The following is a 13,978-nucleotide window of genomic DNA, read 5'->3' on the forward strand; positions in this document are numbered from 1 at the left end:
GCCCGGCGGTCCCTCAGCAGGCGGGGAGGCGTGGGGTTCATGGACGTGTGGGATCACCTGTACCGGTCCGAACGCGCGCCCGAACCCGACAAGCCCGAACCGGCGGCGTGCCCGGCGTACGAGTCCACCCCGGTCGACGCCGCCGCCGGGCGGGCCGCCACCCGGCGCGCGCGCCGCAGGCGCAACCGGCGGCGCCGGGTGTTCCTGCCGATCGGGGTGGGCATCACGCTGATCCTGCTGACCGGCGTATCGGCCGCCTACGTCGCGTACCAGCGGCTCGACGGCAACATCAAGACCGACCCGGTCGACGGCAAGCTCAACGCCGACCGTCCCGACGTGGGCGGCAACGGCAGGGGCAAGCCGATGAATCTGCTGATCATCGGCTCGGACTCGCGGGCCGGCGAGAACCGCGCGCTCGGCGGCGGGGGCGACATCGGCGAGCGCTCGGACACCACGCTCCTGGTGCACCTGACGTCCGACCGCGAACACGCGGTGGTCGTGAGCATCCCGCGCGACCTGCTGGTGACCGTGCCCTCGTGTGTGACCAGGGACGGGGCACGCTCGGTCGAACAGCGCGGGGCGATGTTCAATTCGGCGTTCGAACTCGGCGGCGCGGCCTGTACGCGCAACACCGTCGAGAAGGTCACCGCGATGCGCGTGGACCACCACATCATCGTGGACTTCTCCGGCTTCAAGGGCATGGTCGACGCGGTCGGCGGGGTGGAGATCTGCCTGCCCGGGACCGTGCAGGACCACGAGGGCAACATCTCGTTGTCGGCCGGCCGGCGCAAGGTGCACGGCCGGGAGGCGCTGGACTACGTACGGCTGCGCCACGACATCGGGCTCGGCGGCGACGGCAGCGACCTGGGTCGGATCAAGCGGCAGCAGGCGTTCGTGGCCTCGCTCGCCAAACAGATCCGCAGCGGCGACACGCTGACCAGCCCGACCCGGCTGTTCGCCCTCGCCGACGCGCTGACCAGGTCGATCCGGGCGGACGAGGGCCTGGACTCGGTCTCCGCGCTGGTCGATCTCGCGCGCGGGATGCGCGACCTGGAGACGAGGAACATCACCTTCGCGCACCTCCCGGTGTACAACCCGCCGGACGACAACAACCGGGTCGCGCTGATCCAGCCCGACGCGCGGCGGTTGTTCGACGCGATCAACCACGACGAGCCGTTGGACGGTCGGCGCAAGCCGGGCGCGGAACCGGCGCCGGCGCCGGTCGCGCCGGCGGGTGGAGCGGTCCCGGCCGGTGCGCCCGCGCGAGCACCCGGCGGTCCGGGCGCGGCGCCGGCGTCGGCCGCGCCCGGGGCCGGCGCGGTTCCGGTCGAGCCGGTGAGGCCGCCGGTGAAGGCCGACACCCGCGACGGGGACCAGGACATCTGCAAGGCGAACTGATCGCGCGTCGGCACGGCCGCAGGCCGGCACCCACCTGGGGCCGGCCCCGGGAGTCGCGCACGATAACGTGCCGGCAGCCGTGCGGGCCGGGTCGACACGTGGTGTTGCGACGGTTCGGCGTGACCTGTGTCACACGCACAAGGGTGCACGCAACTCGAAGAACCGGCGCCACGTCTATCAATGCAACGGCCGCCCCACGCGCGGTTCGTCGCTTGATGAGCGTTGGGCGCCTTGGGGAAAGAAGCAGACACGACGTGAGTGACAGCGAACGGGCCGGCAAGCAGGCCGGATCCGGTCGGGACGCGAGCCCGGAAACGGCGCCCGCGACCCCGACCGAACCGGACATATCCACGACTCCGCCCCCGAACGGGCCGGTGGGGGACGCGGAAGCCGGCAACGCGCGGGACGCGGAGGCGGCGGGCCCGGAGGCGGTGGGCCCGGACACCTCGGGAGCCGACGCCTCGGGCGCGGACGCGGGGCCCGCGACGCCGACTTCGGGTGCGGCGCCCGGGCCCGACACGGCCGAACCGGTGGGCGAGGAATCGGCAGCGGCCGGCCCTGTACCCACACCGGGCGCGGAGGACGCCGCCGTCACCGCCCATGCCGCACAGGCTGGCGAGCCGGCCGAGGTCGGCGAAAGCACGGCGGGCGAACCGGACGAACCGGGCGACGACCCTGCGGGCAACTCGGGCGAATCGGGCGGGGGTTCGGCGGCCGAACCGGGCGACGGCACGGCGGCCGGGGCAGCCCCCGACGCGGTAGGCGCTCCGGGCGACACCACGGCCGAGGACGGCGACGACGCGACCCCGGCCGAAACCGGCGCGGCGGGGCCCTCCACCGCCCCGACCACCACCCCTCCCCCGGCCGACGGCGACCCGCTCACCGCCGCCGTGGCCGCGATGGCCGCCGACGGCGGCAAGGCGGCCGACCGGCGGACCCGGCGCGACCGGCGCCGCCGGGTGTACAAGCGCATCCTCATCGGCGTCACCGTCACCGTGGCCCTGAGCCTGGTCGCTGGCAGCGTCGTGGTCTACACCCTGTACCGCAAGCTGGACGGCAACATCACCACCGAGGACCTGAGCGCGAAGCTCGGCCCGGAGACCGAACGCCCGCAGGTGGCGGCCGGCGCGCACGACGCGGCCAACATCCTGTTGATGGGCTCGGACGACCGCAGCGGCGACAACAAGCAGTACGGCGACGTCGGCGAGGGCACCAAGCGCTCCGACACCACGATCCTGCTGCACCTCGCCGCCGACCGGAAGAGCTCGGTCGCGGTCAGCATTCCGCGCGACCTGATGGTGGACATCCCCTCCTGCGTCCGGCCGGACGGCAGCAAGTCGCGGGCGTACCGGGACCAGTTCAACCACGCGTTCGAGATCGGCGGCGCCGCCTGCACGATCAAGACCATCGAACAGATGACCAAGGTCCGGGTCGACCACCACATCGTGATCGACTTCTCCGGCTTCAAGGAGATGGTCGACGCGGTCAACGGTGTCGAGGTGTGCCTGAGCCGCCCGATGCGCGACACCGCCGCCAAGCTCGACCTGCCGGCCGGCAAGCACAAGCTCGACGGCGAGCAGGCGCTCGGCTACGTACGCGCCCGCAAGAACGTCGACGACGGCAGCGACACCCAGCGGATGACCCGACAGCAGCGTTTTCTGGCCGCGCTCGTTAAGAAGGTCAAGGTCGGCGACATGCTGACCCAGCCGTGGAAGTTGTACAACCTCCTCGACGCCGGAACCCGGTCGATCACCGCCGACCCGGGACTGAGCTCGCTCAAGGAGCTGATGGATCTGTCCGACAGCATCAAGGGCATCCCGAACGACAAGGTCGCGTTCCTGACCGTGCCCCGGCAGCCGTACCGGTTCGACACCGACCGGGACGAACTGGTCCAGCCCAAGGCGGACCGGCTGTTCGACGCGATCCGCTTCGACCGGGTCGCGGTCGGCGCGGGCGTCAGCGGCAAGGACGAGAACGGCTTCGAGAACAACGGCGAGGTGCGGATCGAGCAGCCGGCGACCCCGCTGCCGTCCACCCGCACCACGATCGACGAGAACGGCGAACGGGTGACCGTCACCCCGACCGCCCCGGGCACGGGCGCGACCGGCAAGGGCGCCACGCGGCCCCCGGCCGGTTCCACCGCGTCGGGTACGGGGGCGCCCTCGTCGACGTCCACGGCAGACCCCACTTCGACCAGCGGCATCCCGTCGGCCAAGCCGACCACGCCCGCGGACACGAGCCCGATCGTCACCGTCTCGGGGCGGACGGCGGAACAGGACGTGTGCGCGGGCTGATTCATCGACACCGCATCAGGGAGAGCCGGGGACGTCGCCGACCGCGACGCCCCCGGCGGGTCGCCGGAGGGGACGCCACGCATGGGCACGGACGCGGAGACCGGAACCGGGGGACCAGTTGCACCCGGTGGACGGGACGGACGCAGAAAGAGCACAGTGAAGAAGCGCCTCAAATGGATCGCGATCTCCGTGGTCGGTGTCCTGTTGATCCTGGCCGGCAGCGCGTACGGGTACATCCGGTACCTGAACGGGAAGCTGCACCACACCCAGATCACCGCCGACAAGAACAACCGACCACCGGCGTCCCCGAAGGACGCCCAGGGCCGAAGTCCGATGAACATCCTGCTGATCGGCAACGACAGCCGGATCGGCGAGGGCCGACGCTACGGCGCGGAGGGGCACGAAGGGCTCGCCGACGTGGCCATCCTGATGCACCTGTCCGCCGACCGCTCCAACGCCACGCTGGTGAACATCCCCCGGGACACGATGGTGGACATCCCGCGATGTGAGATCGGCAAGGGCAAGGACAAGAAGGTCACCGAGGCCCGGTTCGGCCAGTTCAACGACAGCTTCCGCGACATCGGCGCGCCGTGCACGGTGGCGACCGTGGACCGGATGCTCCAGGTGCGCATCGACCACTACGTCGAGGTGAACTTCAAGGGCGTCCGCGACCTGACCGACGCGGTCGGCGGCGTGCCGATCTGCCTGGACGCGCCGATCCACGACCCGGTCCTGTCCGGGCAGCGCGGCGGCACCGGACTGGACCTGCCGGCCGGTCCGAACACGCTGAGCGGCAACGACGCGCTGCAATTCCTGCGCGCGCGCCACGCCTTCGGCGACGGCAGCGACCTGGCGCGGATCGAGGCGCAGAAGGTGTTCCTGGCGTCGCTGGCGCGCGAGTTGAAAAGCAACGCGAAACTGACCAACGTGGACGGCATGTTCCGAATCGCCAACAGCGCGGTCGGCGCGTTGACCGTCGACAACGACCTGGCGGGCGTGGACAAGCTGATCGACCTCGCCGACGAGATCAAGAAGGTGCCGGAAAAGCGCATGGCGTTCACCACGCTGCCGACCGAGACCTACCGGCCGGCGCCGGATCAGGTCCAGCCCAGACGGCCCGCGGCCGACAACCTGTGGGCCGCGATCCGCGCCGATCTGCCGTTGACCGCGGGCGACCCGGCCACGGATCCGCCGCCCGCGCCGGCGACCGAGACGCCGGCACCGCCGCAGACGATCGCACCCTCCGACGCGGCGCAGATCCGGGTGACGGTGGACAGCGGGAGTGCGCGGAAACGAATCACCCCGGTGGTCGACGCACTCAAGCGGCTGGGTTTCAAGGCGACTTCGGGTACGTCCATGCCGGACGGGCGGGAACACGCCAACAGTCGGATCACCTACCCCGACGGCAGACAGGAACAGGCCAGGGCGATCGCCGTGGCACTGAACCTGCCGGAGACCGCCCTGGAGGCGGCCCGTGCGGGGGAGACCACGATCAGGCTGCTGATCGGCGCGGATCTGCCCGACGCGGGCACCGGCGGCAGCGGCGCGCCGACGGGTTCGGCGAGCGCCGGGCCCGAACGGGTGCCGGAGCCGCCCAAGGCGGCCGACCTGAACCTGGAGACGGCCGACAACACGAAGTGCGCCTCACCGCGCCGGAAATGACCGGCGCCCGGTCGAGGGGGGCACGCGCGACGTGCGGATCAGGACGCTCGTGTGTGCTCCTCCTCGACCGGTCGACGACCGGTCCATGACCGGCTGTCGATCGACTGGCGACGGATCGGGAACGGTCGGATCAGGTTTTTGCACCTTTTCCGATGATCCGAGTGTCAGGACTTCGCAGTCTCGGTGACCATGGCGAGATCTCGCCGGTTATGGTGGCTGCTTCATACCGACCATCACTTATCACCGTCGGGTTCCGTGGGTGGCTCCGGAACCCCGGTGTCGCCAAGAGGACCGTGCACAGCCGGGGGGACCGTGCGGCGGCGGGTACAGCCGGAGGGGATCTCGGCGTGAACAGAGGGAACGGGCCGCATCGTGGCGCGCCCGGGGACAACGATCCCCTGGGCGGCATGGACGACGCGGACGTCGCGGACATGTGGGTGATGAACCCGGACACCGGCAGCTTCGAGCTGCGGGCGCCGGGCGGCGGTGCGGTCGATGCCCCCGGCACGACCCGGCCGCGCACCCCGGGGACCGCGGGTACGTCCGAGGGCCGGCGCCGGCCGTCGGCGGTGGAGGCCGCCTCGGGCCGGGGCACCGGCTCGGATCAGGGCGGCGGCGCCGCCGACGCGCCGGCGCCGTCGTCGCGTCGGCGTGGCGCGGGAGCGGCTCCCGCGGGGCGCGCGGGCGCCCGCAACGCCGCCGCGGGCAGGGACAAGGCCGCGCCCAAGAGCAAGGTGAAGAAGCGGCTCAAGTGGATCGCGCTCACCGTGGTGGGGCTGATCGTGGTGCTGGCCGGCACGGCGTACGGCTACATCAAGTATCTGGACAGCAAGATATCCACCACCGCGAAGAACGCGGGCAGTGAAGGCGTCCCCAAGGCGGAGGAGGACGCGTTCGGACGCAGGCCGCTGAACATCGTGCTGATCGGCAACGACAGCCGTAAGGGTCTCGGCAAGAAGTACGGCGCCGCCGAGCACACCGAGGGCCTGGCCGACGTCACGATCCTGATGCACGTATCGGCCGACCGCAGCAACGCGACGCTGGTCAGCATCCCCCGCGACACCATGGTGCAGATACCCAAGTGTGTCGTGGACGGCAAGACGTATCCCGCGTCCAACGGGCCGCAGTCGTTCAACGAGAGCCTGGCCAACGGCGGTCCGCCGTGCACGGTGTCCACGGTCGACAAGATGCTCGGGGTCCAGGTGGACCACTACATCATGATCGACTTCACCGGCGTGAAGAAGATGACCGACGCCGTCGACGGCGTGGACATGTGCATCTCGGAGCCGATCAACGACCCGGTGCTGCCGAACCAGGGGGGCGGCACCGACCTCAAGCTCGACGCCGGCGACCAGAACCTCAGCGGCGAGACCGCGCTGAAGTTCCTGCGCGCGCGGCACGCCTTCGGCGACGGCAGCGACCTGGCCCGGATCAAGGCGCAGAAGGCGTTCCTGATGGCGCTCACCCGCAAGCTCAAGAACAGCGCGTCGTTGACCAACGTCCAGGGCATGTTCAAGATCGCCAACATCGCGGTGGAGTCGCTGACCGTGGACAAGGGCCTCGGCGGCGTGGACAAGCTGATCTCGCTGGGCAACCAGTTGAAGAAGGTCCCCGAGAAGCGCATGGCGTTCACCACGCTGCCGGTCGAGGAATACCCGCCGCTGCCCAAGGTCAAGGTGCAGCCGAAGCAGCCCGAGGCCAACAACCTGTTGGCGATGCTGCGTACGGACACCGCGGTCACCAAGGACGACAAGCCCGCGGAGCAGCAGCCGGGGACCCCGCCGACGCCGGAGGTGCCGAAGGTGGACCCGGCCACGCTCAAGGTCGACGTCCGCAACGGCAGCGGGGTCAACAAGCGGGCCAACGAGGTGGCGGCGGACCTGGTCGGCCGCAAGTTCGTCGCGGTCAGCGCGGGCAACGCGAAGGACGGCAAGACCCACGCGACCAGCTCGATCACCTACCCCAAGGGCCGCCTGGACGCCGCCAAGGCCCTGGCCGCCGCGACGGGCCTGCCCGACAGCGCCCTGACCGAGAGCACGTCCGCCGCGGTGACCCGCTTCGAACTCCTGATCGGCAAGGACTACCCGGGCACCGCCCCACCCAACAACGCGGCCCCACCCACGGATCCCCCCAAGAACATCGACATGGAAACAGCCGACAAAAACATCTGCGCGCCCAAGAAGAACCGCTGACGCACCCCACCGACGGCCGCGCCTCGCCCCCGAAAGGAGGGAGGAGGCGCGGCCGCCGCACTCCCGATCCCCACCGACCGTCCGCAGGACGGCGAAGTGTGCGGCCGGGCGCGCCGGCAGGCACCGGGCGAGCGCCGGCCGGTTGGGCGGCCGGGCGCCGAACAGTCGGGCCCCAACCGGCATGGTGCGCGGGGGCTTTGCCGAGGAGCAGGGATCGGCGCAGCCGGTGGGTCGAGCCGATCCGAGCAGCGCGAGCCGGGCCGACGCATCCCGCGTCGACAGGGAACACGTCCGTCCACACGGAGACGCAGGCGTACCGAAAGCGGAGCGGCCCGGAAATGAACGTGCCTTGGGCGGGGTGGCGTGCGTGGAGTGCCTCCATGTCCCGCGTGGGGGTGCGGAGTGGTTCGGGGAGTGGGTGCGTGGGCGGGTCGGGGCGGGCGGGGGTTGGCGGGGCGGGAATGGGTTTGACGGGGGGTTTGGGGATGGGGAGGGTTTGGGGGTGGATGAGTTTCGGGTGGTGCTTCGGCGGTTGGACGAGGAGTTGTCGGCCTCCCTGTTGGATGCGGCCGTGCGCGGGGCCGAGCCGGGGGAGGTCATGCCGGTCGAGGCCGGGGCGGCCGGGTGGACCGCCGATCGGCGGGCCGCGTTTTTGGCCTTTCACCACGAGTGGGCCGCCACGCCCACCACCTACGCGATCCTGGTCGACGACGTGGTGGTCGGCGCCGCCCGCCTCCAGCCGACCGCGGACGGGGACCTGGAGACCGGCCTGTGGATCGGCCGCGAACACCGGGGCCGAGGCGTGGGCCGCGCCGTCGTCGACCTCCTCCGCGCCGAGGCCCGAGCCCAGGGCGCGCCCCGTGTCGTCGCCACCACGACCGACGCCAACACCGCCGCCCGACGCCTCCTCACCGGCGCCGGCGCCCACCTGCACACCCGCGCCACCCCTACCCCCGACGGCGACACCATCGAAGCCACCCTCGACATCGACTGACCCGCCCCCTCCCCGCACTCCGGCGGCCGGCGGAGATGAGTTTCGTCGGCGTTCGCCTCTACCGGCCCACCCCGCATCCCTGAGTCCGGTACGCAGCAGCTCCGTTCCCCCGTTCGTACGTGTGAACGGAACCTTCGGGAGTGCGGATCGTTGGCGTCGGCATGATGATCAGTTCCGGCCGTACGGCCATGGCCCTGTCCGTCGGATTCGCCGGGCTCGCACTCGTGTTCGTCCCCGTTGCCGCACAGGCACAGGCACAGGCACAGCCGCAGGTGCGGCAGCGCCCGGTCGCGGGCGACGAGGTTTCGCTCGACCCCACCGTGTGGATGACGGCCGACGGCACCGTCACGATCTCCGGCACCTACCGCTGCTCGGCCGACCACGCCGGGACCGTGTTGGTCGGCGGCAACGTCAGCCAGGCCGGCCTGCACTTCTCGGTCGGTGGCAGCGCCGCCACGTGCGACGGTCTGACGCACGACTGGCGCAGCTCCGCGCGGTCTCCGCTCGACTTCGTACCCGGTCCCGCGCGCGGCGACGCGACGCTGCTCGAACTCCTGCCCGGCGAAGGTGTGGTCCCGGTGGCGCCGAACATCCTCGCGCAGAGCGCGCGCGACGTGACGATCACCCGCGCCTGACCCCACGCCCGGCCGGGCATTCCGCCCGGCCGGGCTCCTCCGGGCTCAGGCCCGGTCCAACTCCTCGCGCAGCTGCGTCAGTTCCTCCACCGCCGTGACCCCGCTCGTCGCGCACACCTTCAACGCCGCGTCCAACCGGGTCAGCGCCGCCGGCCGCTCGTCCAGACCGAACGCCTCGATGCGCGCGGCCAGTTGCACCGCGTCCAGGTAGCCGTCGGCCTCCTCCGGCAGCACCGCCGCATACGCCGTCGCCGCCTTGTCCGCCGCCGCTCGCGCGGGGTGCAGCCGGTCGGCACGGGCCAGCAGGTGGGCGAGTTGGTGGTGCGTACCCGCCCGCTCGACCGCGAGCATCGTCGCCTCGTCGTCCACCACCCCCGCACCGCTCTCGGCGCCCGCCAGTTCCCGCAGCGCCTCGGCGAACAGCGCCACCGCCCGGTCCACCCCCGACGGGTCCTCCCGGTCGGTGCTGCTCGCGATGTTCCACGCCTTCGCCCGCAGCGCCCGGACCGTCTCGCGCACATCCCCCTCGGCGCGCAGCAGTTCGATCGCCCGCCCGAACGCCGCCTGCGCCTGCGGCGCCATCCCCGCGTCGTCGAGCGCGTGCGCCGCGGCCACCGCCAGCTCCGCCTGGGTCGCCCGGTCGGCCACCTTCACCGCGGTCTCCGCCGCCATCGCCAGGTGCCGGGCCGCCTCCCGGGTGTCGCCGAGTCGGCGCAGGCACAACCCGAGCGCCCAGCGTTCCTGCATCGCGTGTTCGGGGCCGTGGTGCTCCTCGACCTCCGGAAGCAACTCCTCCAGGATCGCCGCGGCCTCCGCGTCCCGCCCCAGGCCGAACAACATGCCCACCGCGCCCCGTCGGCAGGCCGCGGCCATCTCCGGGTCGCCCTCGTCGTCGAAGACGTGCGCGGCCTCCAACGCGAACGGCAGCGCGTCCTCGGGCCGGTTCTGCGCCCCGATCGCGTTGGCCAGCATGGTCAGCGCGTGTCCCACCGGGAACTGCGGCTCGGTGTAGAACGCGGCCGTCTCCAGCGCGGCCCGCATGTCCGCCTCGGCCGCCGCCGGGTCGGCGATCCGCATCCGCACCTGGCTGCGCAGGAACAGCGGCCGGCAGGCCAGCCATGGCCGCTCGGCCTCCCGGCACAGCGTGATGGCCGCGCTCAGGTCGGCCTCGGCGTCCGCCGTCCGGTCGTCCTGCAGCGCCCGCTCGGCCCGGATGTGCAGGGCGGCCGACTGGCGGTGCCGCAGCCCGTGGTCGCGGCCCAGGTCGTGCAGCTCGGTCAGGATCGCGTCCACGTCCTCTGCCTCGCTCGCCAACGCCACGATCGCGCGGTGGTGCAGGACCAGCGCGAGCGGCGCCGCGTCATGCGGCAGGAACGCGGCGGCCTCGACCCGCGCCGCCTCGAACAACGCGAGCGCGTCCGGCTCGTCGGCGCGGAACCGGGCCATCGCGAGCCGCACCTCGGCGCCCACCGCCCGCCCCGCCGCGTCCGCCGCCCGATAGCCGGCCGCGGCCCGGTCGAGCGCCGCGGCGCCGGCCGCGAACTCGCCCTCCTCGACCAGCTCGATGCCGTCCGCCTCGGTGATCGCGGCAAGCGCGAACGGCTCCACGTCCTGCCCCCGCGCCCGCGCCGACTCCGCGTAGTCCCGCCACGCGGCCTCCGCCCGAGGATGCCCCTGCTCATCCAACTCGCGTGCGTAGGAGAGCAGTTCCGCAACATCCCGCCCGGACACCGCGGGCGCCGCCGAGGCAGCGGCAGTCCGCGTCGCCACCCGGACCGAACGCAGGCCCAGCGGGAGCGAATCCGCCACCGGGGCCGCCGCCAACCGGCGCCGCACCCGCGAACTCACCGCGTCGTTCCCGTTGCGCGCGTCGAAGCGCGCGGCGATCTCGAACAGCTCCCGCTCGACCGTCTCGCCCAGCCCGCCGGCGGTGGTGTCCTCGAACACCACCAGCTCCGGCCCGCCCACCGCGACCAGGCGCCTCAGCAGCACCGCGACGCCGGCCAGGAAGTCGGAGTGGTCCGACGGATCGCTCTGCGGACGCGCCAGCCAGGCCCGGTGCTCGGCCAGGATCTCGATCCCGCGCCCCTCGTTGCCGGTCAGCGCGCAGAACTCGATGTGCTCGGCGACCGCCGCGTACGTGCTCACCTTGCCCCGCACCGACCGGTAGCCGCGCAGGTGGTGCGCCCGGGCCCGGTCCGGGCTGCCCTCGCGCACCAGCGGCAACATGGACGTGGCCAGCGAGACCTGCGGCTCCTCCGCGCAGGTGAGCGCCCCGTCCAGGGTCGGCGCGAGCAGTTCCAGCGCGTCCGCGTCCCGGCCCTGCGCGATCAACCAGCGGGCCTGCTCGCGCCGTTCGCACGCGTCGCAGTCGGCCAGCCGGTCCCGGTCCGCCGCCAGCCACGCCTCGAACGCCTCGGTGGTCTCCGCGTCGGCGCCGATGTGCCGGGCCAGGTAGAACCGGCTCTGGTGCACCGGCCGCAGGCTGTGTCCGGCCGTGCGGTAACGGCGTTCCATGTCGGCGAGGTAGCCGCGGATCGCGGTCAGCGGCACCTCGGGCACCGAGAGCAGCGAACTGGTGATCCACTTCAGATCCCAGAACAGGTGGTGCGTCAACTGCTCGTCGAAGCCCTCCGGGTGCTCGTCCCACAGCTTGAGCAGCCGGGACAGCGGCACCGGGGTGCGCGGCGACTCGCCGCCGTAGTTGTACGCGGTGATCAGCCGCAGCAGCGCCCAGGCGAGGTTCTCGTCGTTGCCCATACGCTCGGCGACGGTGACCAGTTCCTCGGCGCGGGCGGTGCGGGCCTTGCCGTAGGGCTGTTCCTCGTTCGCGTCCAGGGCAGCGAAGAACCCGGCGTCGTCACGGATTTCCATCACAGGGTTCCTATTCGGCGGGGTTCGGCTGGTGGACGGCGCGCTCGAGCAGGCCGAGGAAGGATCGGCCGAGCAGGCCGGTCTCGGCCGAGGTGAGCGGACGGTGGCTGAGCAACAGGGCCTGGCCGTAGAGCCCTTCGACCGCGGCCCGGGCCAGTTCCGGATCCGCCAGACCGGCGATCCGGCGGACCAGCGGGTTGAGGTGGTTGAGCACGAGCTGCGCGCGCGGGCCCTGGTCGCGCAGCGAGCCGAGGATCCCCGACCACAGGTCGTCGCCGCGCCCGGCCGCGTCCTGCTCGGCCTCCGCCCGACCCCGCTCCCCGCGCGCGTCGCGTCCGTCCAGCAGCAGCGCGGGCACGGTCACCGGCTGGAACGTGCGCAGCGACAGGTCGCACGCGAGCGGGTCCAGCGCGGCCCGCGCGTGCGCGAGGAAGCTCGCCGCGCCCAGTTCCACGGCCGGGTCGACCGCGTCCAGGTGCGCGGTGACCGTGTCCGGGTCGAGTTCGGCGACGGTGGTGCCCGGCCGGATCTCCGCGAGCCGGTACACCAGGTCCAGGTCGTAGGTGTAGCCGCCGTTGACCACGCCGAGGCCGGCCGCCGCCGCGATCGGCGCGACCTGCCGATACTCCTCGACCGTCGAGGTCACGTGCACGACCGGGTGCCGGCGGGCGAACTCGTCCAGCGCGATCCGCCCGTCGGTGGTCTCGAACGGCAACCACGGCAGCACCAGGCGCAGCAGTTCGTCGTCGTGCCGGGCCAGTGCCTTGACGCCGAGGTGATGCACACTCAGGAACCGGGCCAGGCGCGGCTGGTCGTGCGCGGCCAGGTCCGCGAGCCAGTCCCGGATGTGCCCGCCGAGCGCGTCGCGCACCCCGGCCAGCGACTCGTCGTCGTACAGGCTCTCCCGCGACGCGGTGGGCCGCAGTGTGTCGGTGTCCACCACGCAGCGCACGAAGAACGCCCAGTCGGGCAGCAGCCCGTCGGCGTTCTCGGTGAGCAACATGCCCTTGAGATGCACGCGGTGCTTGCCGCGCATCGCCGGACTGACCGCCTCCGGCAGGACGAACGCGGCGCCGCGCACCCCCGCGAGCGGTACGTCGAGGTCGATCACGTCCAGCGGGGTGAAGCCGAGCCGGCTCTCGCAGTAGGCGGTCAGCGCGGCCCGCCGCAGACCCACCGTCGGGTACGGCCGGTCCCACACCGCAGGGGTGTCGGTGATCGGGGTGTGCTCGCCGCCGGCCACCACGGTGACCCGGTACGGCAGCAACGCGCCGAAGTCGCGGGCCAGTTCGATCACCCGCTCGGGGGCGAACCACGCCTCGCTGCCCCGACGCGGGGTCAGGAACACGGTGGTGCCCGGCACTTCGTGTGCGCCCGGGTCCAGGGTGCGCACCGTGTAGCGGCCGTCGGCGCCCGCCTTCCACTCCACCGGCGGCGCGTCGGTCAGCGCCGAGCGGGTCACCACGGTGATCTCGTCGGCCACCACGAAGCAGGCGAGCAGGCCGATGCCGAACTGGCCGATGTAGTCGCGCCGCGCGCTCTCCAGCGCGTCGCGCTTGGAGCTGCGGCCGATGGTGGCCAGGAAGCGGTGCACGTCGGCCTCGGTCAGCCCGACCCCCGTGTCGGCCACGCGCAGCCCGCCGTCGGCGACCGTGATGGTGATCGCCGCCTCGGCCTGCGGATCGACGGCCCGCCGCGCGGTGACCGCGTCGACGCCGTTCTGCAGCAACTCGCGCAGGTATACCCGGGGGCTGGAGTAGAGGTGGTGCGACAACAGGTCGACCAGACCCCGCAGATCGACCTGGAAGGTGTGGTCTGCGTCGGATATCGCGGCGTCGTTCATGCGGAGTCAGTCACCTCGGGGCAGGGTCGCCGGCCGACATCCCGGCCGAGTGCCGATGGTACGAAACGACGGGGACAGGCGGCGAG

The 13,978-nt window shown here is 72.4% G+C and carries 8 protein-coding genes; 6 read left to right on the plus strand and 2 right to left on the minus strand.

Annotated features, from left to right (window positions below; genetic code table 11):
* Window positions 1-39: 39 nt before the first annotated feature.
* The 6 genes from ACFRCG_RS36325 (at window position 40) to ACFRCG_RS36350 (ending at window position 9,175) form a co-directional block, all read left to right on the plus strand.
* Window positions 40-1,398 carry an LCP family protein gene (locus ACFRCG_RS36325; protein ID WP_380039487.1) on the plus strand — a complete coding sequence of 453 codons (1,359 nt, stop codon included), beginning with the start codon at window positions 40-42 and terminating at the stop codon, window positions 1,396-1,398.
* 254 nt (window positions 1,399-1,652) lie between these two features.
* Window positions 1,653-3,692, plus strand: a complete 2,040-nt coding sequence (locus tag ACFRCG_RS36330) for an LCP family protein (protein ID WP_380039489.1) — start codon at window positions 1,653-1,655, stop codon at window positions 3,690-3,692.
* 156 nt (window positions 3,693-3,848) lie between these two features.
* Complete coding sequence (locus ACFRCG_RS36335) at window positions 3,849-5,354, plus strand: LCP family protein (RefSeq protein WP_380039491.1); 1,506 nt, start codon at window positions 3,849-3,851, stop codon at window positions 5,352-5,354.
* Window positions 5,355-5,701: 347 nt separating this feature from the next.
* A complete protein-coding gene (locus ACFRCG_RS36340) occupies window positions 5,702-7,546 on the plus strand; it encodes an LCP family protein (protein ID WP_380039492.1) in 1,845 nt (614 codons plus the stop codon).
* Window positions 7,547-8,048: 502 nt separating this feature from the next.
* Complete coding sequence (locus ACFRCG_RS36345) at window positions 8,049-8,540, plus strand: GNAT family N-acetyltransferase (protein ID WP_380039493.1); 492 nt, start codon at window positions 8,049-8,051, stop codon at window positions 8,538-8,540.
* Between the two features lie 161 nt (window positions 8,541-8,701).
* Complete coding sequence (locus ACFRCG_RS36350; RefSeq protein ID WP_380039494.1) at window positions 8,702-9,175, plus strand: DUF6299 family protein; 474 nt, start codon at window positions 8,702-8,704, stop codon at window positions 9,173-9,175.
* A 45-nt stretch (window positions 9,176-9,220) separates the two neighbouring features.
* Here the strand turns inward: ACFRCG_RS36350 and ACFRCG_RS36355 are convergent, their stop codons facing one another.
* Together ACFRCG_RS36355 and ACFRCG_RS36360 are read right to left on the minus strand one after the other, a co-directional pair.
* The gene (locus ACFRCG_RS36355; protein ID WP_380039496.1) at window positions 9,221-12,049 is read right to left on the minus strand and encodes a tetratricopeptide repeat protein; all 2,829 of its coding nucleotides are present in this window, start codon (window positions 12,047-12,049) and stop codon (window positions 9,221-9,223) included.
* A gap of 10 nt (window positions 12,050-12,059) precedes the next feature.
* Window positions 12,060-13,892: an HSP90 family protein gene (locus ACFRCG_RS36360; protein ID WP_380039498.1), complete on the minus strand. Its 1,833-nt coding sequence runs from the start codon at window positions 13,890-13,892 to the stop codon at window positions 12,060-12,062.
* Between the last annotated feature and the right edge of the window lie 86 nt (window positions 13,893-13,978).

The organism is Embleya sp. NPDC056575 (genome assembly GCF_042793325.1).
In the GTDB taxonomy this organism is placed as follows: Bacteria; Actinomycetota; Actinomycetes; order Streptomycetales; family Streptomycetaceae; genus Embleya.